The sequence below is a fragment of the Ramlibacter tataouinensis genome, from assembly GCF_001580455.1.
GTDB classification, from domain to species: Bacteria; Pseudomonadota; Gammaproteobacteria; order Burkholderiales; family Burkholderiaceae_C; genus Ramlibacter; species Ramlibacter tataouinensis_B.
The window spans coordinates 1,995,602-2,020,018 of record NZ_CP010951.1 but is presented as its reverse complement, the minus strand read 5'-3'; the positions used below and the strand labels follow the sequence as shown (position 1 = coordinate 2,020,018).

25 protein-coding genes are annotated in these 24,417 nt (G+C 66.5%); 18 read left to right on the top strand and 7 right to left on the bottom strand.

Features of this window, described 5'->3' with window-relative positions; all coding sequences use genetic code 11:
• Positions 1–83: 83 nt before the first annotated feature.
• The 11 genes from UC35_RS09775 (at position 84) to UC35_RS09725 (ending at position 12,121) form a co-directional block, all read left to right on the top strand.
• Positions 84–560: a pilin gene (locus UC35_RS09775; protein ID WP_061498650.1), complete on the top strand. Its 477-nt coding sequence runs from the start codon at positions 84–86 to the stop codon at positions 558–560.
• A gap of 93 nt (positions 561–653) precedes the next feature.
• Positions 654–1,841, top strand: coding sequence for a glycosyltransferase family 2 protein (locus UC35_RS09770; protein WP_061498647.1), 1,188 nt, complete (start codon positions 654–656; stop codon positions 1,839–1,841).
• The gene (locus UC35_RS09765; RefSeq protein ID WP_061498644.1) at positions 1,838–2,668 is read left to right on the top strand and encodes a hypothetical protein; all 831 of its coding nucleotides are present in this window, start codon (positions 1,838–1,840) and stop codon (positions 2,666–2,668) included. Before UC35_RS09770 ends, UC35_RS09765 begins: the two co-directional genes overlap by 4 nt.
• A gap of 8 nt (positions 2,669–2,676) precedes the next feature.
• Positions 2,677–3,852 (top strand): hypothetical protein, encoded by a 1,176-nt coding sequence (locus UC35_RS09760; RefSeq protein ID WP_145979392.1) that lies wholly within the window; start codon positions 2,677–2,679, stop codon positions 3,850–3,852.
• Positions 3,849–5,201 carry a glycosyltransferase family 4 protein gene (locus UC35_RS09755; protein WP_061498637.1) on the top strand — a complete coding sequence of 451 codons (1,353 nt, stop codon included), beginning with the start codon at positions 3,849–3,851 and terminating at the stop codon, positions 5,199–5,201. Before UC35_RS09760 ends, UC35_RS09755 begins: the two co-directional genes overlap by 4 nt.
• Positions 5,198–6,349 carry a glycosyltransferase gene (locus UC35_RS09750; RefSeq protein ID WP_061498634.1) on the top strand — a complete coding sequence of 384 codons (1,152 nt, stop codon included), beginning with the start codon at positions 5,198–5,200 and terminating at the stop codon, positions 6,347–6,349. Before UC35_RS09755 ends, UC35_RS09750 begins: the two co-directional genes overlap by 4 nt.
• Positions 6,350–6,365: 16 nt before the next feature.
• Positions 6,366–7,043 carry a class I SAM-dependent methyltransferase gene (locus UC35_RS09745; protein WP_061498631.1) on the top strand — a complete coding sequence of 226 codons (678 nt, stop codon included), beginning with the start codon at positions 6,366–6,368 and terminating at the stop codon, positions 7,041–7,043.
• The gene (locus UC35_RS09740; protein ID WP_061498628.1) at positions 7,040–7,993 is read left to right on the top strand and encodes a glycosyltransferase family 2 protein; all 954 of its coding nucleotides are present in this window, start codon (positions 7,040–7,042) and stop codon (positions 7,991–7,993) included. Before UC35_RS09745 ends, UC35_RS09740 begins: the two co-directional genes overlap by 4 nt.
• A gap of 17 nt (positions 7,994–8,010) precedes the next feature.
• Entirely contained in the window at positions 8,011–9,585 is a 1,575-nt protein-coding gene (locus tag UC35_RS09735; RefSeq protein ID WP_082792985.1) for a lipopolysaccharide biosynthesis protein, read from the top strand.
• 95 nt (positions 9,586–9,680) lie between these two features.
• Positions 9,681–10,253, top strand: coding sequence for a class I SAM-dependent methyltransferase (locus UC35_RS09730; protein WP_158513881.1), 573 nt, complete (start codon positions 9,681–9,683; stop codon positions 10,251–10,253).
• Positions 10,217–12,121 carry a glycosyltransferase family 2 protein gene (locus tag UC35_RS09725; RefSeq protein ID WP_158513880.1) on the top strand — a complete coding sequence of 635 codons (1,905 nt, stop codon included), beginning with the start codon at positions 10,217–10,219 and terminating at the stop codon, positions 12,119–12,121. Before UC35_RS09730 ends, UC35_RS09725 begins: the two co-directional genes overlap by 37 nt.
• Here the strand turns inward: UC35_RS09725 and UC35_RS09720 are convergent.
• Positions 12,094–13,350: a glycosyltransferase family 4 protein gene (locus UC35_RS09720; protein WP_061498616.1), complete on the bottom strand. Its 1,257-nt coding sequence runs from the start codon at positions 13,348–13,350 to the stop codon at positions 12,094–12,096. The genes UC35_RS09725 and UC35_RS09720 overlap by 28 nt on opposite strands.
• 78 nt (positions 13,351–13,428) lie before the next feature.
• Here UC35_RS09720 and UC35_RS09715 point away from each other — a divergent pair, with 78 nt between their 5' ends.
• Positions 13,429–14,637: a glycosyltransferase gene (locus UC35_RS09715; RefSeq protein ID WP_061498613.1), complete on the top strand. Its 1,209-nt coding sequence runs from the start codon at positions 13,429–13,431 to the stop codon at positions 14,635–14,637.
• A 17-nt stretch (positions 14,638–14,654) separates the two neighbouring features.
• Positions 14,655–16,295 (top strand): PglL family O-oligosaccharyltransferase, encoded by a 1,641-nt coding sequence (locus tag UC35_RS09710; RefSeq protein WP_061498608.1) that lies wholly within the window; start codon positions 14,655–14,657, stop codon positions 16,293–16,295.
• On the opposite strand, the gene moaC is transcribed toward UC35_RS09710, so the two are convergent.
• Entirely contained in the window at positions 16,285–16,761 is a 477-nt protein-coding gene (moaC, locus tag UC35_RS09705; RefSeq protein ID WP_061498606.1) for a cyclic pyranopterin monophosphate synthase MoaC, read from the bottom strand. The genes UC35_RS09710 and moaC overlap by 11 nt on opposite strands.
• Before the next feature lie 70 nt (positions 16,762–16,831).
• Here moaC and tfpZ point away from each other — a divergent pair, with 70 nt between their 5' ends.
• The gene (gene tfpZ / locus UC35_RS09700) at positions 16,832–17,590 is read left to right on the top strand and encodes a TfpX/TfpZ family type IV pilin accessory protein (protein WP_061498603.1); all 759 of its coding nucleotides are present in this window, start codon (positions 16,832–16,834) and stop codon (positions 17,588–17,590) included.
• Between the two features lie 53 nt (positions 17,591–17,643).
• Complete coding sequence (locus UC35_RS09695) at positions 17,644–19,077, top strand: M48 family metalloprotease (RefSeq protein WP_082793552.1); 1,434 nt, start codon at positions 17,644–17,646, stop codon at positions 19,075–19,077.
• Here UC35_RS09695 and UC35_RS09690 read toward each other — a convergent pair.
• The 3 genes from UC35_RS09690 to UC35_RS09680 are packed head-to-tail and all read right to left on the bottom strand — an operon-like array spanning position 19,045 to position 20,642.
• Positions 19,045–19,401 carry a phage holin family protein gene (locus UC35_RS09690; protein ID WP_061498601.1) on the bottom strand — a complete coding sequence of 119 codons (357 nt, stop codon included), beginning with the start codon at positions 19,399–19,401 and terminating at the stop codon, positions 19,045–19,047. The two genes, UC35_RS09695 and UC35_RS09690, sit on opposite strands and share 33 nt — an antisense overlap.
• A gap of 42 nt (positions 19,402–19,443) precedes the next feature.
• The gene (locus UC35_RS09685) at positions 19,444–19,893 is read right to left on the bottom strand and encodes a hypothetical protein (RefSeq protein ID WP_061498599.1); all 450 of its coding nucleotides are present in this window, start codon (positions 19,891–19,893) and stop codon (positions 19,444–19,446) included.
• Between the two features lie 35 nt (positions 19,894–19,928).
• On the bottom strand, positions 19,929–20,642 hold the full coding sequence (locus tag UC35_RS09680) for a TerC family protein (protein ID WP_061498595.1): 714 nt from the start codon (positions 20,640–20,642) through the stop codon (positions 19,929–19,931).
• A gap of 323 nt (positions 20,643–20,965) precedes the next feature.
• On the opposite strand from UC35_RS09680, the gene UC35_RS09675 reads away from it, so the two are divergent.
• Both UC35_RS09675 and UC35_RS09670 read left to right on the top strand, forming a co-directional pair.
• Entirely contained in the window at positions 20,966–21,394 is a 429-nt protein-coding gene (locus UC35_RS09675; protein ID WP_061498592.1) for a DUF3717 domain-containing protein, read from the top strand.
• Entirely contained in the window at positions 21,394–21,699 is a 306-nt protein-coding gene (locus tag UC35_RS09670; RefSeq protein WP_061498589.1) for a putative signal transducing protein, read from the top strand. Before UC35_RS09675 ends, UC35_RS09670 begins: the two co-directional genes overlap by 1 nt.
• 7 nt (positions 21,700–21,706) lie before the next feature.
• Here the strand turns inward: UC35_RS09670 and UC35_RS09665 are convergent, their stop codons facing one another.
• Both UC35_RS09665 and purB read right to left on the bottom strand, forming a co-directional pair.
• The gene (locus UC35_RS09665) at positions 21,707–22,267 is read right to left on the bottom strand and encodes a YaeQ family protein (RefSeq protein ID WP_061498585.1); all 561 of its coding nucleotides are present in this window, start codon (positions 22,265–22,267) and stop codon (positions 21,707–21,709) included.
• A gap of 5 nt (positions 22,268–22,272) precedes the next feature.
• A complete protein-coding gene (gene purB / locus UC35_RS09660) occupies positions 22,273–23,652 on the bottom strand; it encodes an adenylosuccinate lyase (RefSeq protein ID WP_061498581.1) in 1,380 nt (459 codons plus the stop codon).
• A gap of 130 nt (positions 23,653–23,782) precedes the next feature.
• Here purB and UC35_RS09655 point away from each other — a divergent pair, with 130 nt between their 5' ends.
• The gene (locus tag UC35_RS09655) at positions 23,783–24,400 is read left to right on the top strand and encodes a glutathione S-transferase N-terminal domain-containing protein (protein WP_061498578.1); all 618 of its coding nucleotides are present in this window, start codon (positions 23,783–23,785) and stop codon (positions 24,398–24,400) included.
• Positions 24,401–24,417: the final 17 nt, after the last annotated feature.

The following is a 24,417-nucleotide window of genomic DNA, read 5'->3' as shown; positions in this document are numbered from 1 at the left end:
AAAAAGAGCGTTTTGCGTGCCATCGGGGCTGGCACAGGGTTTGCACAACTGCCTCGCTTCTCTCAACAACCTCTGGAGGATTCATGAAGCGTCAACTGCAAAAGGGTTTCACCCTGATCGAACTGATGATCGTGGTCGCGATCATCGGTATTCTGGCCGCGGTGGCCCTGCCGGCTTACCAGGACTACACGGTCCGCGCCAAGAACTCGGAAGTGATCCTGGCCGCCTCCGGTTGCCGCACGTCCATCACCGAAGTGGTCCAGTCGGCCAGCACGCTGCCGACCGCGAACAACTGGGGCTGCGAATCGGCCGCCGCCACGTCGAAGTATGTGGCCAAGATCGAGACCGACGGCACCGGCAAGATCACGGTGACCAGCCAGGGCATCAAGAACAAGGCCGACGGTACGACCGGCGGCGCCGTGACCCTGAAGCCCTTCGCCGACGCGGCCGCCAGCGTTGCTCCGACCGCCGGCGGCACGATTTTCCTGTGGCGCTGCGGCAATACCGGCGACCTCACCACCATCGCTGCGAAGTTCCTGCCCGGCTCCTGCCGCGGCTAATCGCACGGCTTAGCGTATAGGCTACAAAAACGAGCGGCTTGGCCGCTCGTTTTTTCTTGATTCGACCCTTTCTCGGCTCGGGATCCCGCTCCCATGTCACACAGCCCCAACTACCCGGTCGAACTCTCGATCCTCATGCCCTGCCTGAACGAGGCGAGGACCCTGGCGCGCTGCATCGAGGCGGCGCAGCGCTTCATGGCCGAAGCCGGGGTACAGGGCGAAGTCGTCGTCGCGGACAACGGTTCCAGCGACGGGTCGCAGCAGATTGCCGAAGATGCCGGCGCCCGCCTGGTCCATGTGGCCGAGCGCGGCTACGGGGCGGCACTCATCGCCGGGATCGCGCAGGCGCGCGGCCGCTTCGTGGTGATGGGCGACTCCGACGACAGTTACGATTTTTCCAGGCTGTCGGGATTCCTCGAACAGCTTCGCGCCGGCGCCGACCTGGTGATGGGCAACCGGTTCCGCGGCGGCATCGCACCCGGCGCCATGCCGCACCTGCACCGCTACCTGGGCAACCCGGTGCTCAGTTTCGTCGGCCGGCTTTTCTTCCGCACCTCCATCGGCGACTTCCACTGCGGCCTGCGCGGCTTCTCGCGCGAGGCGATCCTGCGCCTGGGGCTGGTGGCGCCCGGCATGGAGTTCGCCAGCGAGATGGTCGCCAAGGCGGCGTTGGCGGGCCTGCGCATCGCGGAAGTGCCGACCACGCTGCGCCCGGACGGGCGCGATCGCCTGCCGCACCTGCGCACCTGGCGCGACGGCTGGCGCCACCTGCGCTTCCTGCTGCTGTTTTGCCCGCGCTGGCTGTTCCTGTATCCGGGGATCGGCCTGCTGATGTCAGGTTTGCTGGGCTTCGGCCTGCTGCTGCACGGGCCGGTCCACCTGGTGTCGCTCGGACTGGACATCCACTCGCTGCTTTACATGGCCGCCGCCACCGTGCTGGGTGCCCAGATGGTGCAGCTGGCGCTGATGACCAAGTGGATGGGCGTGCTGTCGGGCGTGGTGCCGCCGCAGCGCTGGCTGGAGCGGCTGGCGCCCGTCCTGAAGATGGAAATCGGCTTGATCGTCGGCGTGCTGCTGGTGGCCGCCGGCCTGGGCTGGTCGGTGGCGCTGGTGCTGAACTGGAGCGCCGGCGGCTTCGGAGCGCTGGACCCGACCCAGACCATGCGCCGGGCGATCCCGGCGGTCACCCTGATGATCCTCGGCGTGCAAGGGGCGTGCGGCGCCCTCTTCGCCGGCGCATTGCATTCATGTTGGCGATCGCCTAACCGGAACCTGGCATGAGTTCGTTGGAGCGCCGGCTGCCGCGCGAGGCGCTGCGCTGGGAACTGCCGGTGGTGTGCCTCCTGGCCTGGCTCGGCTTCATCGGGATTCCCCTGGCCGAAGGCGCCATCGGCCTGAGCTGGGACGCGCTGAACCACCACATCTACCTGGGTTGGGTCGCGCAGGAGCCGCGCTTCGACCGCGACCTGTTCGCCGCCGGCGGGCAGGCCTACCAGTACCCCTATCTCTACTGGCCGGTCTACAAGATGGCCGTCATGGGGTGGTCGGGCGTCTGGGCCGGCGTGGCACTGGCGAGCCTGCACCTGGTCACCGTGCCGCCGGTCTGGATGCTGGCGCGCCTTTGCATGCCCGGGGCGACCGTTTTCGACGCCCTGATGCGCGCCATGGCGGTGGCGATGGCCTTCATGACGGGGGTCGTGTTGTCGCAGTTCGATTCGACTTCCAACGACCTGATGGCGGCCGCCCCCCTGGTCTGGTGCTTGGCCCTGGCGCTTGTGCCGCTGGATGCGAACCGCCCGTCCTGGTTCACGCCGGCGCGCAGCGTCGCCTTGTCCGGCCTCCTGGCGGGCGCCTCGATCGCCTTCAAGCTGAGTAACGGGCCTTTGGTCCTGGTCGCCATGCCCTTGGCCTGGCTGCTGGCGAGCCCGGGCGCGATCGGCAAGCGGATCCTGCTCGTGGCGCTCGGCTGCGCGATGACCATGCTGGGCTTGTGCCTGGTCTATGCCTCATGGGGGCTCGCGCTCTGGCAGGAGTTCGGCAACCCCATCTATCCCTTTTATGACGGCCACTTCGCTCCCATTCGCGAAGCCGCGGGCTGGAAGAGATGATTCGGTTCGTGCCGGACACCTGGCGTGACGCCTTGCTGCGCCCGCTCGCCATGGCAGCCCCCGACGGCGGGGTCTACATCGAGACCATGGCGCCGGATTTCCGCTTCATGTTCGTGTTGTCGCTGTTGGCGATCTTGCCGGCGCTGCTGCTCCTGAAACGACACCGACCCGAGCTGCCGTTGAGGCCGGTGACCCTGCTCCTGGCCATCACCGCACTGGCCTTCGTCCCCTGGCTGATGACGACGGGCAATGGCCGCTACTTCATGGTCTTTCTGCTGGCGGTCGGTCCGCTGTGCTTGGCGCTGGTCCACCTGATGCCGGCAACGCGGGGCTTTCGCCTAGCGGCGGGCGCCTGCCTGATCGCGGTGCAGGCATTCGCCGTCTACCAGAGCGACTCCATCCGCCAGTGGGGCCTGCTGCCGTGGAAGGAGGCCCCTTACTTCAAGGTCGAACTCCCCGAGGACATGAGGACGCGTCCCGGGACCTACGTCACGATGTCGAGCATCTCCTACGCCCTGATCGCACCGCAGCTTCACCCGGATTCCAGCTGGCTCAGCGTCACCACACTGACGACCGACCGGCACAAGACGGCCGTGGGCCGTCGCGCGCACGTCCTGCTGTCCAAGGCAATGCCCCAGTTGATCGTGCCTGTGATTCCAGAGCATGCCACGGCAGAAAGCTTGCCCGATGGCGAGGCCATTCGCGGGATCAACCTGTTGCTGGAACCGCACGCCCTGGCCGTGGACCAGCCCCCCAATTGCCGGCTGCTGCCTTCGGAAAGCCTGGCATCCTCGCCGGCCTTTCAGCAGGCCAGGGCGACCGGCAATGCGACGGTGGCCGGGTTCTGGGCTTGTCCGCTGCGCTACCCTGTCGCGGTGTCCAGGCCGAAGATATCCCAGACCCGGTTCGACGCCGTATTCCGCAAGGTCGAAACGATTTGCCCGCGATTCTTCCGTCCGGGCGAAGCATCCACCCAAGCAATTCATGGCGGTGAGATGCGCGAATACTTCGAGGCGGACATGAAGGTGTACGTCATGGACGACGAGGTCGTGCTGTACAGGTACAAGCGATCGATCAGCCCGTCGCGAATCGGAACCGTTGCGGAAGTGATGGGCGGAAAAGCCCGCGTCGACTGCAGCAACATTCGCGGGCGATCCGGCCTGCCCTGGGAACGCGAGCTGTGAACCTGCCGTTCCAACGTCTGCTCGTGGACGTCAGCTACACCCGCACCCAACGTGGAAGCACCGGGGTCACCCGGGTCGTTCGGCGCCTCTTGGGGGAGTTCCAGAACGCGGCCATGCACGCAGGATGGACCTGCCAGCCGGTAGCGACGCACAGCAAAGGATTCAGGCTCGCGCAGTCCGGAGGACAGGAGAACCCGAACGCCGGTGTGCAAGAAAGTGTGGCCTCGCAGGTGCTGAGCAGGGTGACGGGTGGCCGGGCGCGCGAACTGGCCACACGCTCGATCCCGCTGCCGCTGCTCGAGACGGCATGGCAGGCCTATAGCCGCTGGACCTTCGACCAATTGAGCGCGAGCGCGGAGCCCGCAGTGCACGCGCCCGGCGACGTGCTGCTTCTGGCCGATGCAGCCTGGTACTACCCCTCCTGGCGTGCGGCGCAGCTCGCGCGGGCCCAGGGCGCCAGGCCGGTCCTCATGGTCCACGACCTGATTCCGCTGACGCATCCCGAGCACTGTGTGCCGCTGGTGTCGCGCCTGTTCGAGCAATGGCTGGTCCAGATGCTGGCGTGCTGCGACGCAGTGGTCTGCAACTCCCGGGCCACCGAGCGCGAGCTGCGGGTGTACACGGCGCATCGCAATCTCAGCCTGCCGCCGACGGGCAGTTTCCGCCTGGGCTGCGATCCCGCTTCGTCTCACCCGGGCGCGACCGGCCAGGTGCGGGCGAGCATCCAGACCTTCCTGAGCAACACGCCCACGTTCACCGCAGTCGGTTCGCTCGAGCCGAGAAAGAATCATGCGTGGCTGCTTGGGGTGTTCGAACAACTCTGGCTTGCCGGCCACGACCTGCGGCTTCTGATCATCGGGCGCCCGACCGCCGACGGACGAGTTTTTCTCGAACGCGCCAAACGTCACCCTGAGAACGGTCGCAGGCTGCGTGTCGTCACCGATGCCAGCGACGACGAGCTCACCCATGCCTACGAGCACTCGCGGGCATTGGTCTTCCCGTCCCTCGCGGAGGGTTTCGGATTGCCCTTGGTCGAAGCAAGGACACGCGGCTGCCCTGTGATCGCCAGCGACTTGCCGGCCTTCCGGGAGCTTGCGGACGAGGGGGTTTGGCTGCACGCGGCCAATTCGGTCGAGGAACTGACGTCGCTCTTGATCAAGCACTCGCAGCAGGACCGGCGCGCACTCGCAGCGCCGATGGCCGCGTTTTTTTGGCGCGACAGTGCCCTCCAATGTTTGCACGTCATCAGCGACCTCCTGGGGGCGACGAATCTTCGCGTACCCGATTGCGACGCTGCGGGTCCGGTGCCAAGTCGCACGCCCCCTGCGCGCACGTCCGTCCGGACATGAAACGCGTTGCCATCTTCCGCGCCGATCTGCTGCCGATCTCGGAGACCTTCGTACGTGACCAGGCTGACTCGCTTGCACGTTGGCAGCCCGTTCTGGTGGGGCGACGGCGAGTCGAAGGCGGCCTGCCGACGCCAGGCATCCCCCACGAAATCGTGCCCGACACACCTCATCGGGTCGTCAGCGCGTTGCGGTTCTGGCTGTCACTGCCCGATCCCCGACTGGTGGCGCAGCTGAAAGCGCTGCACGTGGACCTAGTGCACACCCACTTCGGCACCGACGCCACCGAGGTCTGGCCCAGCGTGAAGGCAGCGGGCTTGCCGATGGTCGTGACGCTTCATGGCTACGATATCAACATCCATCGCGAGTGGTGGGAGGCAGGGCACGGCGGCCTTCGCAAGCGTGTCTACCCGCGACGCCTGCTGCAAATGGCCCGGGAGCCAAAGGTCAGCTTCATTGCCGTATCGCGGGCCGTCAAGCGCCGTGCCATCGATTACGGGATTCCCGAAGACAAGATTTCGACGGCCTATATCGGCGTCGATATCCGGCGCTTCCAGCCGGGTGGGCTTGCGCTGGCCAAACGGGCCAAGCGCATCCTTTTCGTCGGCAGGATGGTCGAAAAAAAGGCGCCTTTGCTCATGATCCGGGCTTTCGCTAAGGTTCGCAGCGAAGTGCCCGACGCCGAGCTGGTCATGGTCGGGGATGGGCCCCTCCTGGCCGAGGCCCAACAGCTGGCAGGTGAACTCGCCGTTCCCGTTTCCTTTTTGGGCGCACGGTCGTGGGACCAGGTGCTCATGCAAATGCACGAGGCGCGAGTGTTCTGCTTGCCCAGCGTCACCGCCGGCAACGGCGATGCGGAGGGCTTGCCGATCTCGTTGCTCGAGGCCCAGGCGACGGGCGTGCCCGTTGTCACCTCGGCGCGGGGGGGCGTCGACGAAGGACTGCAGGACGGCAAGACCGGGATCGCGTTCAAGGAAGGCGCGATGGACGATCTTGTGGTCGCGTTGCGAAGATTGCTGTGCGACAGCGCTGCCGCGGCGCGCGCCTCGGTCGAGGCCGTGCAATTTGCGGCCAGTGCATTCGATCTTCGGAATCATTCGAGGGAACTCGAGTCCGTCTACGAGCGGCTGGCCCACGCGGGGCAGCACTGAACTCAACGAAGTCACGATGTACGCCGAAAACAGGCTCACCCACAACTGGCTGATGAAAAAGGCCATCAACGATAAGGTCCGGGAACGCCTGCCCCACTTGGCGGGGCTGGTTCTCGATCTGGGCTGTGGCACGCGCCCTTTCGAGGCGGACATCCTGGCGCACGCCTCCCGGTACCTTGGCGTCGACTGGGGCAATACCTTACACGGTAGCCACGCAGACATTGTCGCCGACCTGAACCAGTCGCTCCCGCTGGATGACGAGTCTGCCGACCATGTCGTCAGTTTCGAGGTGATGGAGCACTTGGCGGAGCCGCGCATGATGCTGGCCGAGGCGTTTCGCATTCTGCGCCGGGGCGGACAGCTGACGCTTTCCGTGCCGTTCCAATGGTGGGTCCACGAAGAACCCTGGGACTACTACCGGTACACGCGACACGGGCTCGAGTACCTCTTGAAGCGAGCGGGATTCACGGACATTCGAGTGGCCCCCAGCACCGGCTTCTGGTCCATGTGGTTCCTCAAACTCAACTACCAGACCACGCGACTGGTCCGCGGGCCGCATCACGTCAAACTGCTGGTCCGCGCCGCGCTGATTCCGTTCTGGTGGATCAACCAGAGCCTGGCGCCTGTCATGGATCGCTGGTGGCCGGAGGATCGGGAAACCGCCGGCTATTTCGTGACGGCGGCCAAACCATGAACCCGCAGGTCTCCGTCGTCATCGCGGCATACAACGTGCAGGCCTGCCTGGCCCGGACGGTCGAGTCCGTACTGACGCAGGACCTTCAAAACTTCGAGATTGTGATCGTCGATGACGGCTCAAGCGACAGCACCGTGGCCGTCGCACAGAAGATGGCTTTACGCGATTCGCGCATCCGCGTGTTCGCGCTGCCTCGCAATCAGGGGCCATCGGCCGCACGCAACCGCGGCCTCGCCGAAGCGCGGGGAGACTGGATCGCCATCCTGGATGCGGACGATGTCTTCCTGCCCAATAGGCTGGGCCATCTTCTGGAGTTGGCGGCACGCCGGGGTGCCGACATGGTGGCGGACGATCTCGTTCTCTACGACCTGGGGGCCGACCAGCATTTGCCTCCCGCCTTCGGCTGGACGCAGGAGCAGGCGCTGACCCTGGACATGCTGCTCTCCAGCGATGCGTCCCTGGAGACCTATCCCTTGGGATGGGTTCAGCCGATATGGCGACGGGACTTCCTGCGCAGGAACGGCCTGCAGTACCCCGTGCAGTACCGCTACATGGAGGATTTCTTCCTGCTTGCATCCGCCTTGTTGTGCGGCGCCACCGTCTGGTTGTCGCCTCGCGCGCAGTACGTCTATACGATGCGTTTCGGCCCGATCTCGAAGCAGGCATCCAGGTTTTCCGCGACGCAGCCAAGCCTGCACGACTCCTCCGCCTCGGTGCAGGAGCTGGTCAGTCGCTACAGAAGCGCACTGCTGCCCCATCAGGTCCGAGTCCTCAGGTCGCTGCAGCGACGCCTCTCAACCTGCAAGGCCATGCATGACGCCATCCACGTTAGACGCGAACGCGGTCTCTTCCATGCGCTGATGATGCTGCGGCGCCATCCCGCGGCGGCCTGGCGGCTCGCCGTCGAAAAAGTGAAGGGCGTCGCGGCGGCCTCTTGGCGGCAACGATAGCCCGGCATCCCTACGCCATGACATCGACACGCTCGTTGGAAACCGTGCCATCGACACCAGGGTTGCAGCGCCAGGCTGCGAACGGGGTGATGTGGTCGATCGTCGCCTCCGGCTCACAGCAAGTCCTGTCGCTATTGATCTTCGCGATTCTGGCCAGGCAACTGACCCCGTTGGAGTTCGGGATCATGGGCATGGCCGCGATCTTCCTGGAAATCGTGAACCTGATCGGTCGAGCGGGCCTGATCGAGGTGCTCGTCCAGCGCAAGGATCTCAGCGAAGACGAAACGAGCACCGCCTTCTGGAGCAGCCTCGCCCTTGGGCTGCTGGGAACCTTGCTGCTCTGGGGGGGCGCCGGCCTGATCAGCGCCTTTTTCCAGGTACCGGAGGTGGCGCGCGTGGTGCAGTGGCTCGCGCTCGTCCCGACGATCAATGCCATGGCGACCGTGCATGAGGCCCTGCTGCGGCGTGTCATGGGTTTTCGGATCCTGGCGCTGAGGGGAATGGCGGGAACGCTGGTCAGCGGGGGAGTCGCCGTGCTCATGGCCACGACCGGCTTCGGGGTCATGAGCCTGGTGGCACAGAGCCTGGTGGCGGCTGTTTTGACCACTGGTGTGATGTGGTACTGCACGCGCTGGACACCTTCGCTGGCATTCGTCGTACCCGAGTTCAAGCGCCAGATGCGCATGGGAACCACCCTGTGCGTCTCGACCCTGTTGGGGATGGGCAACCAACGGATCGTCGATCTCGTGGTCGGCCACGTGTTGGGCGCTGTATCGCTGGGCTACATGCGGGTCGCCTGGCGAGGGTTCGACACGCTGCTGGACCTGGGCATGCGCCCGGTGGTCCAGGTGACCTTTCCGGTCTTTTCCCGCTTGCAGCAGGATTTGATCGCACTGAGCTCAGCGTACATCCGCCTGGCTCGCTTGACCGCGCTGATCATCTATCCCATCTTCATCGGTTCGATTCTGGTCGCGCCGGAGATCATTCGCCTGGCATTCGGAGATCAATGGGAGTCCAGCATCGTGCCGATGCAGGTATTGGCCCTGAGCGTTCTTTCCATGCCCATGATCTATTTCAAGAGCAACGCGTTGGTAGCTGTCGGCCACGCCAGGCCGGTGCTGTGGCTGAACGTGCTGGAGTTCGGAGTGAGTTTCGGGATCGTGTTCGTGCTCTGCCGATACGGGATCGAGGGCGCGGCATGGGGCAATGTGCTGCGGGTGATCGTGGTGGCGCCGCCGATCATGTGGGCGTTGCAACACTACGTGGGCATACACTGGAAGCAGTTGCTGGGTTCGATGATCCCGGCGACCGTATGTACGGGCCTGATGGTTGCGGCAGCCTTGGCCGTGCGACTGGCTCTAGCCCCCTACTTTTCTGCGGCAGGTTTGCTGGTAGCCATCGTGACAGCCGGGGCGATCTGCTATGGCCTTGTCTTGGTGCTCCTGTACCGCGGTTTGTTTGATGAACTTGTCACCATGCTGCCCGGTCGCATTGGCCGTCTGGCGGGCGTCTTGAACGTATGGAAAGCGAGAGGGGAGGCTGGGGGCGCCGCATCTAAAGATCGCCAGGCGGAGGTATTCCAAAAAAAATGAACATTGCCCGATTCTTCCGAACCAGCCTTCTCCCGCCGCTTCAATCCGCGTGCTCGATGTCGCTCTCGTTTCTTGCGAAAGCAAGGATGGTTGTCGTGAGCGACAGCGGCACCGAAATCGGCGTTCGCGCGAAGTTGTTTCGGGAGATCATCCCGAAACATGGCGTTGGGGTGGAGTTGGGCGTCTACAAGGGAACCCTATCCCAGTTCATACTCGCGGCGAACCAGCCCAAGCTACTGCACTTGGTTGACCCTTGGTGGAAATACGAGGCGCGGTGGCATTGGGCGGTCGGTGACAAGTCCAGCGTCCGATCGCTCGGCGCACTGGTGATTGCCCTGGAGGACGAGATCGCGCGCGGCAGGGTTGAGTTGCATATACAGGACTCCGTGACCGCGCTGGGTGCGCTCGATGACGAGTATCTGGACTGGGCCTATGTCGATTCGACGCATGCATATGAAGACACGAAAGCTGAGATTTCCCTGCTGAAGAGAAAGGTCAAGGCCGATGGAATCATTGCAGGAGATGATTGGCGCGAAGATCCAACACACCGGCATCACGGAGTCTGCCGGGCCGTTCGGGAGTTCCTTGCGGCGGAGCCCTCGTACAGTTTGATATTTCAGGAGGGCACTCAGTGGGCGATCTCGAGGAAATCCGCCGACCATCGGTGAGTGCCAGCGTCGGGGATCAGCAACTCGGCGCCTTGACAAGCGCACAGCGCGACGGTGGCGTCAGCGTTGTTATTCCCTTCTACAACCGTTCCGGGTTCGCAGAGCGACTGTTTCGTTCCATCATCGCCCAGACACTCAAGCCGGTCGCTATTCACGTCGTGGACAACGGCTCATCGCCAGAAGAGCTGGCGGCGTGCCGCCGCACAGCGATGTCCCTGGACTGGAAGGGAATTCGGCCGAATTTTCTGTTCACACAGAGACAGGGCAACGCGAACTACGCCAGGAATCTGGGCATGAGGGCGTCGCACACACGCTACGTCGCATTTGTGGATTCCGACGATTGGTGGGACGCCCAGCATTTGGAGCGCAGCCTAGAATGCCTCAGAAGAACCGATCGCGCAGCGGTCTATGCCGGCGCGGTAATCCACCGCGACGGCACTCGGGTCAACCGCTCCCGCGATGTCAACACCTGCACCAGTCCCTTCGACTTGCTGTTTTCAGACGACATCGCGCAGACTTCCTCCTATGTCGTGGACATGGAAAAGCTGGGGGGCAAGGTCCAGTGGGACGAAAGCCTCAGGAGGCACCAGGACCTCGATTTCTTCCTGCGTGTCCATTTCGAGACTAGCGGCTGGGCGTTCCTGGACAGCCCATTGACGCATGTCGACTGGGACCAGGGAGGGGCAAAAAGAGCTATCGACTTCCGGTCGATGGTCCGATTCAAGAGGAAGTGGGACCACAAGATGCCTGCGGAAGCTTTGCGGCGATATTCGTACGCCCAGATACTGAAGTGCCGTGAAGTAGGCTGCGCTGGTCGCTACCTCGACTACTACAAGGGCATGCATGTGGCCGCCTCCAACGGCAGCCTTGCTGCGCGGATCCGCTGTCTCGAGCCCTATATTGCTTTCAAGGACTTTCTGCACCGGGCCCGGGGCAAGCGCCTGGACGACGCGAAGCACAGGTCGAGGGGCGAAACAACGCTAGAGCACCGACCCAAGATCTCGGTGGTCATGCCGGTCTACAACAGCGCGCCGTTCCTGCACGATGCGGTCGTGTCCATCCTCGATCAGACCGAGCGCAACTTCGAACTCCTACTGATCAACGACGGCTCCAACGATGCCACGCACGAAATCGCGCAGGATCTTTGCAAGGCCGACGACCGCATCCGGTATTTGAGACAGGAGAACCGCGGCGTCGTTGCCACGCTGAACCGGGGTCTTGAGCTCTGCCGGGGCGAGTTCATAGCCCGAATGGATTCGGATGACGTGGCGCAGCCCGATCGTCTCGAAAAGCAACTGAAGTTGCTGCAGGCAAACCCCGAGGTGATCATCTGCGGCTCGGACGCGTTCCACTTCGGGCAATCTCAGGGCCGCATCCGCAAGCCGCGCTCCGACCGTGAGTGCCGCGCCTGGTTGCTGATCGGACCCTGCTTTGTGCACCCGAGCGTCATGTTTCGACGCAGCGTGATCGATCGCGGCCTGCGTTACCGGACGACCTGCCGGCACGCTGAGGACTACGACTTCTGGTTCCAGGTGGGCACCCTCGGCCGGATGCAAAACATCAAGGAACCGCTGCTCTGGTATCGAATTCACGCCGACCAAGTCACGAGCACCAGGCAAGAGGCGCAAAGATGGATGCACGCGGACATCGCCACTTCCCGCCTCGCCGAGTTGGGGGTCAAGATCGACAGGACGGAATTCCATTCCATCTTGTGGCCCGATCAGAGCGATCGAGCAAGGCTGCGCATCCTGCTCTCGGCTTTCAGCTTGTTCGTGCGAATGACCGTACGGGGAAAAGTCACACCGTATCTGATGCTCGCCACCACCTGGGATATCTTGCGCTACAGGCGCTTGCCGTCGGGCGGTTGACCGCTGACTTGGCTCCGGGTTGGGGTGCCCGGTGCGTCTTCTATGACCTGTCGACACAGCGACTCCCAACGTGTGATCCAGTCCTCCCGATCGCAGTACCGCGGCGCCGACAGCGCCTTGATGGCAGCCTGGCGCGATCGCCATCCGCGGATATCTGCCGCAAAGCGAACCAAGGCGCCTTCCAGCCCCTCTGTGTCATCGGGCTCGTAGAGTATCCCGGAGAGCCCATCCTCCACAATTTCGGGGATGCCGCCCCTGCGGGCGCCGATGACGGGCCTTCCGTGGATCAGCGACTCGAAAACCACACTGGGAAACGTGTCGTTCCACAGCGAAGGGACGACGGTGGCGTCGAGCCCCAGGTAGAAGCTGGCCGGGTCCTGCCGCCCCAGGAACTCAATGCGCGAGTCCGCATGGTCGGCACGTAAGCGCTCGACGAATCCGGGAGGTCCCGTGCCCGCCACGCGAAGTCGCCAGTGCGGCCGGGCCACGGAATGGAAGGCCGACAGCAAAGGCTCGATGCCCTTGTTGGCAGTGAGCGTGCCGATGAACCCGTATACGATATCAGGGACGTCGAGCGGCGGAGTCGGACGCGAGCGCGTATCCAAGTGGCTCGCGTTGTGGATGTGCGTGCGCACGGGCACGCTCTGGAAGAAGCCATCCTCGATGTGGCTGTCGATCACATAGCGGCTGACGCCGACCACGGCGTCCGGCAAGCGTGACAGGCCACGATGCGGCAGCCGCACGAGCCGGCACGACGCGCAGGGCGTCACGCATCTTTGGTCCTTGAACATGTTGGACCGAACGCAGCGCAGGTACTGGTCATGCAGCACTTGCACGATCGGCAGCCCCTGCGACTTGATCGCCCGCCAAATCGCTGCACTCCAGCCGTACACGTTGTGGCAGACCACGATGTCCGGGCGCAATTCGGCGAGCTGCGCGCATGCGAGTTGTGCCGCGGGGGCGTTGTAGATATCGCGCGTGTGCCAGGCCACCCGTGTCCACGCGCTGGGATGGGATGTGAACGGAAGGTACAGATTGCGAATGCCGATCCGTATCACATGGACGCCGTTGAGCGTCGTGTGCTGCGTTCCGCTCCCGGGTTCGCCGAGTGTCAGCACATGCACCGTGTGACCACGGGCGGCAAAGCCTTCCGCCTGGTTCTGCGCGACCAGTTCGGCGCCGCCGCCGCCGTGAGGCGCATACAAGGACGCGACAATGACGATATTCACGCTAGTTCACGCACCTCGATGCACCCCGATCTTCCTCTGGGCGAGCACTATACCGCTGGTCGGGTAGCATCGCGACCGATGCCTTCCGCCGCCCACCCTCTGCCAGCGCAGCAAATTGCCTATGTCCACGAGTGGCTGACCGAATGGGGAGGCTCGGAAGATGTGGTGCGCGCCATGCTCGGCGCCGTGCCCGGCCAGACCCTGTTCGCGACCATCGACTTCCTGAAGGACGCCGACCGCCGCAAGTTCGGCGGCATCCCGATCCGCACCACCTTCCTGCAGAAGGCGCCCGGGGCGCGCAGCCGCTTCTGGAACTACCTGCCGGTCACGCCACTGGCGGTCGAGACGCACGACCTGCGCGGCGCCGACCTGATCGTGTCCAGCTCGCATGCCTTCGCCAAGGGCGTGCTCACCACCGGCGAGCAGCTGCACATCAGCTACGTGCACTCGCCCATGCGCTACGCCTGGGACCTGCACCACCAGTACCTGGCCGACTACGGCCTGCAGCGCGGGTTGAAGGGCTCGCTGGCGCGCTACATCTTCCACCGGCTGCGCGTCTGGGACCGCCAGACCAGCCACAACGTCGACCTGTTCCTGGCCAACTCGCGCCATGTGCAGCGCCGCATCTGGCGCGCCTACCGCCGGCCGGCCAAGGTGCTGTACCCGCCGGTGGCCACGCACCGCTTCGGCTTTTCCGCGCAGAAGGCCGACCACTACGTCACCGTCTCGCGGCTGGTGAACTACAAGCGGATCGACCTCATGCTGGAAGCCTTCCGCAGCCTGCCTTCGCGCAAGCTGGTGGTGATCGGCGACGGCCCCGAGATGCCCCGGCTGCGCGCGATGTGCCCGCCCAACGTGGAGCTGATGGGCTGGCAGCCGGCCGAGGCGGTCGAGCGGCACCTGCAGGCGGCGCGCGCTTTCCTGTTCGCCGCCTACGAGGATTTCGGCATCTCGCCGATCGAGGCCCAGGCCTGCGGCACGCCGGTGATTGCCTATGGCGCCGGCGGCTCGCTGGAAACGGTGCGCGCCGGCGGCGCGCCCCAGCCCACCGGCCTGTATTTCAATGAACAGAGCGCCGCCGCGCTGGCGCAGGCGGTGCAGGACTTCGAGGCGATGGGATCGGCCTTCGACCCGCACGCCTGCCGCGAATGGGCCGAGCGCTTCGGCGAAGAGCGCTTCCAGCGCAAATTCGCGCAGGTGGTGGACCAGAGCTGGCAGGCGTGGCGGCACGACCCGGCCAGCGTCGAAACCCGGCTGATCGGGCCCATGGAGCCGGCGCCGACGTGAACCCCATGGCATCGGGCATGAGCCCGCCGCGAGCCGTCTCCCTCGTCTGGCTGCTCTGCGTCTTCTATCCCTGGATCAATCCGGTGGCCGGAGGCCCGTCCGTGTCGGTGCAGCCGTGGCTGGCCACGGCGACCTGCGCGGCGTTGCTGTGCGCGATGCGCGCCTGGACCACGCCGCGCTTTCCGCCGGCCCTGTGGCTGGCGCTGGCCGCCCTGCTCACCGCGGCGCGTTCGCTGCCCGCGCTGGACACGCTGGCCTTCCTCGGCGGACTGGTGCTGGTCGTCGCCATGGCCGGTGTCGCCCATGGCGATGGCGACGCGCGCCGCGAGTTCGCGCGCGCCATCGCCGCCGCCTGGCTGCTGGCCGCGCTGGTGAGCAGCGTGATCGCGCTGCTGCAGTACTTCGGCGCCGGCCAGGCCTTCTCGCCCTGGGTCAGCCAGGCGCCGCTCGGCGAGGCCTACGGCAACCTGCGCCAGCGCAACCAGCTCGCGTCCCTGATGGCGATCGGTCTGGCCGCGCTGCTGTGGTTCGTGCGCAGCGGCTGGGACTGGCGCCGCGCCATGCTGCCCATGGTCCTGCTCGCCGCCGGCAGCGCCGCTTCCGCCTCGCGCACCGGCGCCCTGGAGTGGGTCGCCGTGCTGGCGCTCGCCGCGCTGTGGCGCGGACCCGCCCGCCGGCAGGTGCTGGGCCTGGCCGGCCTGGGCCTGGCCGTCTATGCGGTGGCCGCGGTGGCGCTGCCCTGGCTGCTGGCCAACTACTGGGGCGTCAGCGGCCCCAGCGTGTTCGCGCGTTTCGGCGGCAATGACGGCTGCGCGGGCCGCCGCGTGCTGTGGTCCAACGTGATGCACCTGATCGGCCAGCATCCCTGGGCCGGCTGGGGCTGGGGCGAACTCGACTACGCGCACTACATCACCCTGTACCAGGGCGCGCGCTTTTGCGACATCCTGGACAACGGCCACAGCCTGCCCCTGCACCTGGCGGTGGAGCTGGGACTGCCGGTTGCCGTGATCGCGTGCGGCGCGCTGGTCTGGGCGCTGCTGCGCCTGGCCCCCTGGCGCGAGACCGATCCGTCGCGCCAGTTGGCACTGTCGGTGGTTTTTGCCATCCTGCTGCACAGCCTGCTCGAGTACCCGCTCTGGTATGGCCCCTTCCAGCTGGCCTTCGGGCTGGCGCTGGGCCTGCTGTGGCCCGGGCGCGAACCGGCGCGCCAGCCGGGCGCGCGCGGCGCCATTGCCAGCGCGGTGGGCGCCGGCTGCGCGCTGGCGGCGCTGGCCTACGCCGCCTGGGACTACCACCGCATCAGCCAGATCTACCTGGCGCCCGAGGCGCGCGCACCGCAATACCGCGCCGATCCGCTGGCGGAAGCCCGCGCATCACGCCTGTTCAGCGGCCATGTGCGCTTTGCCGAACTCACCCTCACGCCCCTGACCCGGGCCAATGCGCAGTGGACCTACGACACGGCGCTGGAACTGCTGCACTACTCGCCCGAAGCGCGCGTGGTCGAGAAGGTGATCGAAAGCGCCACGCTGCTGAAGAAGGACGAGGTCGCGCTCGCCCATTTGATCCGCTTCCGCGCCGCCTTCCCGAAAGAGCACGCCGAATGGGCGCGCGAGCGCGGGCTGCGGCCTGCCGCGGCGCCGTCTGCACTCAAGGATTGACGAAGCTGCCCGACTTGCCGCCGTGCTTTTCGCGCACACGCACGTCGCCGATCACCATGCCGCGGTCCACCGCCTTGCACATGTCGTAGACGGTGAGCAGCGCCACCTGCACGGCAGTGAGGGCTTCCATCTCGACGCCGGTGGGGCCGACGGTTTCCACCGTGGCGGTGCAGCCCACGCGGCTGGCGGCGCGGTCGATGCTGAAATCGAGCGCCACCCGCGTCAGCGCCAGCGGATGGCACAGCGGAATCAGCTCGCTGGTCTTCTTGCACGCCTGGATGCCGGCGATGCGGGCCACCCCCAGCACGTCACCCTTCTTCGCGGTGCCCGACTCGATCAGCGCCAGCGTTTCGGGCCGCATCTGGATATGGCCGCTGGCGATGGCGACGCGGTGCGTCGCCGGCTTGGCGCCGACGTCGACCATGTGCGCCTGTCCCTGGGCGTCGAAGTGAGTAAGTGAACTCATAAGTTCCTGAATGTCCGCGCCGGGGTCGACTATTTACGAGACCTTCACCCGGCTCGGGCATCATACGGTCATGCTTCAGTGGAAGGAACGTGCGCGGGCCAGCGGCCTGCACCTGGCCATCAGTTTGTGCATCGCGGCGGCGGCGGCGCTGCTGGTGTTTGCGGTCTGGTATCCCTACCCGTACCGGGAGGTCTCCGGCGGGCGCGAGCTGTTCCTGCTGGTCACGACCGTCGACGTGATCCTCGGGCCCCTGATCACGCTGGCCATCTTCAACCGGGCCAAGCCCAGGCGCCTGCTCCTGCTCGATTTTTCCGTGGTCGCCTGCATCCAGCTCGCCGCCCTGGCCTACGGCCTGTGGACGGTGGCCGCGGCGCGGCCGGTTCACCTGGTGTTCGAGTTCGACCGCGTGCGCGTGGTCCACGCCATCGACATTCCCGATGAACTGCGGCCGCAGACACCCGCCGGCATCCAGGCCGACCCCTGGTCGGGACCGACACTGCTGGCGGTGCGCCCCTTCCGTGACGCCAAGGAAGGCTTCGAGGCCACGGTCCAGGCACTGGATGGCACGCCTCTGGGCGCGCGGCCCGATCTGTGGCAACCTTACGAAGCGGCGCGGCAGCGGGTGACCGCTGCCGCCCGGCCCGTGGAGCAGTTGCGCAAGCTGAAACCGGCGCAGGCCGGCCTCATCGACGTGGCGCTGCGCAAAGCGGGTCGGGACGCCGCCAACACGCTGTACCTGCCGATGGTCTCGCGCGCCTTTTTCTGGACCGCCCTGCTCGACCCGCGCAGCGCCGAGATCGTCGGCTTCGTCCCGCTGGACCCGTATTGATCGCCGCAACCACCCTCCGCTGCAAGGTCTTGCCGCTGGTGCTGGCCGCGGTGATGGCGTGCCTGCCGGCACGCGCCCAGTTGCCGAGCCTGGGTGAGGGCGCCGACATGACCGTCAGCGCCGAGCGCAAGCTGGGCGAGCGGATCGCGCGCGAGCTCTATCGCGACCCCGACTTCATCGAAGACCCGGTGCTGGACGAGTACGTGCTGAGCCTCTGGACGCGGCTGCTGGCCGGCGCCCGTGCGCGCGGCGAGCTGGCACCCGAGCTCGACGAGCGTTTCGCCTGGGAAGTGCTGCTGGGCAAGGACCGCACCATCAACGCCTTCGCCCTGCCGGGCGGCTGGATGGGCCTGCACCTCGGCCTGATAAGCGCGACCGTCACGCGCGACGAGCTGGCCTCGGTGCTGGCGCACGAACTGAGCCACGTGACGCAGCGGCACATCGCGCGCATGATGGCCCAGCAGAACAAGCAGTGGCCCCTGTTGCTGGGCGCCATGATCCTGGGCGCCGCCGCCGCCAGCCGCAGCCCGGATGCGGCGCAGGCAGCGATCGTCGGCGGCCAGGCGCTGGCCATGCAGAACCAGCTGAATTTCTCGCGCGACATGGAGCGTGAGGCCGACCGCGTGGGCTTCTCCGTGGCCGGCCAGGCGGGCTTCGATCCGCAGGGCTTCGTGGGCATGTTCGACAAGCTGCAGCAGGCTTCGCGCCTGAACGACACCGGTTCGTTCCCCTACCTGCGCACCCACCCGATGACCGTCGAGCGCATCGCCGACATGCAGTCGCGCATCTCGCTGCAGCGCAGCGCGACGCCGCCCCAGCCGGACATGGTGCATGCGCTGATGGCCGGGCGCGCGAAAGTGCTGTCGAACCCGGGCGTGGATGTGCTGCGCAGCTTCCTCGCCGAGGACGCGCTGCAGCAGGGCAATCCGGCGCGGCAGGCGGGCGCGCTGTACGCGGCGGCGCTGGCCAGCGCGAAATTGCGCGACAACGCCGGCGCGGCCGCCCTGCTGCGCCGGCTGGCCCAGGCCACCGCGGGCGATCCCGAGGCCTCGCGCCAGGCCACGCTGCTGGCCGCCGAGCTCACCCTGCAGGCGGGTGACCCGACCCGTGCCGCGGCGCTCGATGGCGGGGACCGCCGCCCCGAGTTGATCCTGTCTTCGCAGGCGCGCATCAGCAACGGCCGGGCCGCCGACGCCGGGCAACGCCTGCAGACCTGGGTGGCGCTGCATCCCAAGGATGCCCCGGCGTGGGAATTGCTGGCGCAGGCCTACAACGCCCAGGGCCAGACGCTGCGGGCGATCCGCGCGGAAGCCGAGGCGAATGTGGCGCGCCTGGACTACCAGGCGGCGATGGACCGCTTCCGGGCGGCGCAGGAACTGGCGCGCAAGGCGCCCCCGGGCGCGCGCGACCACATCGAGGCGTCGATCATCGACGCCCGCGCCCGCCAGGTGGCCTCACTCCTTAGAGAACAGACGCTCGAGCGCTGACTCGATCACCACGCCCAGCACCGAATAGATGAGCGAGCCGACCAGCGCCGCGGCAAAGTCGCGCACGCCGAAGCCGTCGAGCACCTGGGCAGCCGCCCAGAACATGAACGCGTTGATGATGAAAAGAAACAGGCCCACCGTGACCAGCGTGACCGGCAGCGTCAGGAGCACCAGGATCGGCCGCACCACGGTGTTGAGCAGCCCGATCACGAAGGCGGCGCCCATGGCCGCGCCGAAGCTGCTGACTTCCACGCCCTTGTAGACGTAGGCGACGAACAGCAGCGCCGAGGCCAGCAACAGCCACTTGACGATGAGCTTGAGCATGGGAGCGCAGCATAGCACCGCGCTCCCAGCAGGGCTGTCAGCCTAGTCCGCCAGCACCAGCATCGCCCCCATGCCGATGATCGCGCCGGGCACCTGCCAGCGGCCTTCCTGCGAAGCCGGCTGGTCGGCGACGACCGGCGGCATGTCGTAGCCGAACTTCGGCCGGCGCGCGTCCAGCACGTGCGTGGCCTGGTGCATGCGCGTGAGCTGCTGCGTCAGGGCCGGCAACGGCCCTTTGGCGATCACCTTGCTGATCTCGTGCCCGCGCTGGCGCAGCGGCGCTTCCACCTGCTCGAACAGCTTGGCCGACCACTTCTCCCGCCACTGCTCGCGCGCCGCGTGGTTGACCCATTTGCTGATGCGCCGGGTCATGCGCGGCGGGCAGGCCACCAGCACCCAGTGGGTGCGCGCGGCGCCCGCGCCCGTTGCCATGGGCGCGAGTTGTTGCAGGGCCCAGTGGGCGTCATCCAGGTAGACGATGATGTTGTCCATGGTTTTTTTCTCCGGATCAAGCGTTGAGGGAAGGGTCAGGCGTTGATGGAACGGGCATGCTCGCGCGTCGCATGCTCGCGGGTCGCGCTTTCGCGCGTCGCGGCCCACTGGCCTGCGGCCAGTACACCGGCGATCGTGACCGCGTAGGTGATCCAGCGGATCACCGGCTCGGCGAAGAACTCGTCGAGCAGCGGCTCATGGATGATCATGTTGGCGGCCGTGTAGGCCAGCACCGCGGCGCCGGCGTGCACGATCAGGGGGAAGCGTTCGACCAGCTTGAGCACCATGGTGCTGCCGAACACGACGATGGGCACGCTCACCAGCAAGCCGATGACGACCAGGTCGAACGAGCCGTGCGCTGCGCCGGCGACGCCCAGCACGTTGTCGACGCCCATCAGCGCATCGGCGACCACGATGGTCTTCATCGCGCCCCAGAAGGTCGAGGCGACCGCGCCGTGTTCTCCGCTGTCGCCCTTGTCGACCAGCAGCTTGTAGGCGATCCACACCAGTCCCAGGCCGCCCACGGCCATGAGCCCTGGAATTTTCAGCAGCCAGACCACGCCCAGGGTCATCAGCGAGCGCACGACGATCGCGCCCACCGTGCCCCAGACGATGGCTTTGCGTTGCAGGTGGGAGGGCAGGTTGCGGGCCGCCAGCGCGATCACGATCGCGTTGTCGCCCGCCAATACGAGGTCAATGAGAATGATGGCCAGCAGGGCCGAAAACCATGAGGCGGAGAGAAACTCCATGTCGATGCTCCGTTTTGTGCCGAGTTCTTTCCCGACCGGAGGCGATCGCAGACGATGAATGTGGCCGTGAACCACAAGCACGCTTCGACCGAACCCGGGCGGGTCCAGAGTCGAAGGTCTTGCTCGGCAAGGTGTGATTTGGCATGTGCCCAGCGCTGCCGGAGGCCTTTCGGCCACGTATTGACGACAGCACTGTTGCCTGCGGCCTCCACGTTCCCCTCATGTGGCCGCTGACGGGAGCTACTCCCCTTCGTGCGGTCATTAGAACACAAGCGCGCGCGTTTTGTGTGGCGCGACGGCGCTATGATCGCTGCCCCATCCATATGGTCACCATCCACATCACCGACATCGAGGCCGCGATCAACCACTGGCGCGAGCGCGAGCCCTCGCCCGACGGCGTGACGCTCGGGCCCGAGCTGCGCGCGCTGGCCGAGGTGTACGCCCTGCTCATCTATCACCGCGAGGAAGAAGCCGACGAGCGCGGCTTTCCCGCCCGCGCCTACGCCGCCTGGAAGGCCTGGTACGACACCACGCCGGACACCCCCTGCATCGCGATCTGCTCCACCAGCCAGGGCGACGAGCAGTGCAAGGGGTGCGGGCGCACCTTCGAGGAGGTGCAGCGCTGGCCGGAGATGACGCCGGCGCAGAAGCGCCAGACCTGGCGGCGCATCACGCTGCTCGGCGAGGCGCTGCGCTTCAACCGCTACGCCGAGCGCGCCGTGCAGGGCGCGGGCATCCAGCGGGCCCGGTGATGCTGCGGCTGGTCCAGGCGCCGAACATCGCGATCGCCGCGCTCTGGGTCGACGCGCTGCGCCACGCCGGGATCGAAGCGTCGATGCAGCGCTATTACCTGGGCGCCGCTGCGGGCGAACTGCCGCCCGACCAGTGCCTGCCGGAGATCTGGCTGATGCACGAGGAGCAGGAGTCGCAGGCGCGCGCGCTGCTCGGTGAACTGGCGCGCGTGCCGCAGCGGCGCTGGGTGTGCAGCGCCTGCGGCGAACTGGTGGAAGGCGGCTTCGAGCAGTGCTGGAACTGCGGCGCGTTGATGCCGCACTGACTGCGGCCTACTTCCAGCGCAGGGGCTCGATGTCGAGGGCGCGCTCGCCGTCGCCGACCATCAGCACGCCCTCTTGCACCGTCGCCTGCAGCTGCATGCTGCGCCGCGCCAGCAAGGCCAGTTCCTGCGACGCGGCCGCCGGGATGCGCCACACCGACAGGTTCGACAGGCGCGCCAGCTTGCCCTCGATGCCGCGCCACCACACCTCGGCCGCGTGCGCGAAGGCGTAGACGATCACCTCGTCCGATTGGCTGCAGGCCTTGGCCAGCGGCTTGTCCTCGGGCTGGCCGACTTCGATCCACATGCGCGGCCGGCCGGTGAAGTCGCGCAGCAGCACGTCGGGCTCCTCGGGGTTCGACAGGCCCGCGCCGAAGCCCAGGGTGCCGTCGCCGGCGCACACATCCTGCAGCTGGTGCGCATTGAGCGCGAGCGCGGCCAGCCGGATCATCATGCGCTCGTCGGTCTCGCTCGGATGGCGCGCCAGCGTGAGCGCATGGTCGGCGTAGTAGCCGTGGTCGATGTCGGCCACGGCGAGCTGCGCCTTGAAGATCGTGGATTTGAGGGCCAACTGGATTAGGCGCGGCGCGCGAGTTCGGCGGCTTTGCCCACGTAGCTGGCGGGAGTCATGGCCAGCAGGCGCTCCTTTTCCTCCGGCGGGATGTCCAGGCCGCGGATCAGGGCATGCAGGTCCTCGGCCTGAACCGTGCGGCCGCGCGTGACTTCCTTGAGCTTTTCGTAGGCGCCCTCCACGTGGAAGCGCCGCATCACGGTCTGGATCGGCTCGGCCAGCACTTCCCAGGCCTGGTCGAGGTCCTGATCTATGCCTTCGCGGTTGAGCTCGAGCTTGCCCAGGCCGATGCCCATGGAGTGGTAGGCCAGCACCGAGTAGCCCAGCGCCACGCCCATGTTGCGCAGCACCGTCGAGTCGGTGAGGTCGCGCTGCCAGCGTGACACCGGCAGCTTCTCCGACAGGTGCTTGAGCAGCGCATTGGCCAGCCCGAAGTTGCCTTCGGCGTTCTCGAAATCGATCGGGTTGACCTTGTGCGGCATGGTGGACGAGCCGATCTCGCCCTCGCGCAGCTTCTGCTTGAAGTAGCCCAGGCTGATGTAGCCCCAGACATCGCGCGCCCAGTCCACCAGGATGGTGTTGGTGCGCGCCACCGCGTCGAACAGCTCGGCCATGTAGTCGTGCGGCTCGATCTGGATGCTGTAGGGCTGGAAGCTCACGCCCAGGCCCAGCGGCTCGGGCGTCTCCACCACCTTGCGGCTGAAGGCCTCCCAGTCGAAGTCGGGCCAGGCCGCCAGGTGGGCGTTGTAGTTGCCTACCGCGCCGTTCATCTTCGCCAGCAGCTTGACGCCGGCGATCTTCTCGCGCGCGGCGGCCAGCCGCACCACGACGTTGGCGATCTCCTTGCCGACGGTCGTCGGGCTGGCCGTCTGCCCGTGCGTGCGGCTCAGCATGGCCACGTCGGCGTAGGCATGCGCCATCTGGCGCAGCTTGTCGATCAGGGCGTCGAGCGCCGGCAGGATCACCTGCTCGCGCGCCGCCTTCAGCTGCAGGGCGTGGCTGGTGTTGTTGATGTCCTCGCTGGTGCAGGCGAAGTGCACGAACTCGCTGGCCGCCTTCAGTTCCGGCCGGGCCTCGAACTTCGACTTGATCCAGTACTCGACCGCCTTCACGTCGTGGTTGGTGGTCTTCTCGATCTCCTTGATCGCCAGCGCGTCGGCGACCGAGAAGTTCTTGACCAGCCCGAGCAGATAGGTGCGCGCGCCGGGCGTGAGCGGGCGGAACTCGGCGAAGCCGGCATCGGACAAGGCGATGAACCAGCAGATTTCGACCTGCACACGCTTGTGCATGAAGCCGTGCTCGCTCATCAGGGGGCGCAACGCGGCCAGGCGCCCCGCGTAGCGGCCGTCCAGCGGCGACAGCGCAGTGATGGTGGAAGGATTCATGCCGTAATTTTAGGCGGGCCCGCGCGCCGGGCCGGGACCCGCGCCCTGGCCGGCGCCACCCGGACGCACGAGCTTGGCTCGCTAGAATGGGCGTCCGTACGGTCACGCGAACATCCAGGAAAGCCCTCCCATGAAATTGATCGGAGCCACCTCCAGCCCCTACGTGCGCAAAGTGCGCATCGTGATGGCGGAAAAAAGGCTGGACTACGAGTTCGTGCTGGAGGACGTGTGGGCGGCCGACACCACCATCGCCCAGTCCAATCCGCTGGGCAAGGTCCCGTGCCTGGTGATGGAGGGCGGCGAGGCCCTGTTCGACTCGCGCGTCATCGTCGAGTACCTGGACACCCTGTCGCCGGTGGGCAAGCTCATTCCCGCGATGGGACGCGAGCGCGCCGAGGTCAAGACCTGGGAGGCGCTGGCCGACGGCGTGCTCGACGCGTCCATCCTGGCGCGGCTGGAAGCGAACTGGGCGGGCCGGCAGAAGGCCCAGCGCAGCCAGGCCTGGATCGACCGGCAGCTGTCCAAAGTCGACGCCAGCCTGAAGGCCATGAGCCAAGGCCTGGGCGAGAAGACCTTCTGCGCCGCCGGCAAGCAGTTGAGCCTGGCGGACATCGCGGTCGGCTGCGCGCTGGGCTACCTGGACTTCCGCTTCCCCGATATCGACTGGCGCCATGACTATCCCAACCTGGGCCGGCTGCAGGAACGGCTGATGCAGCGCCCGAGCTTCGCCGACACCAGGCCCGCCTGAGCCGCCGGCGGCCCCAA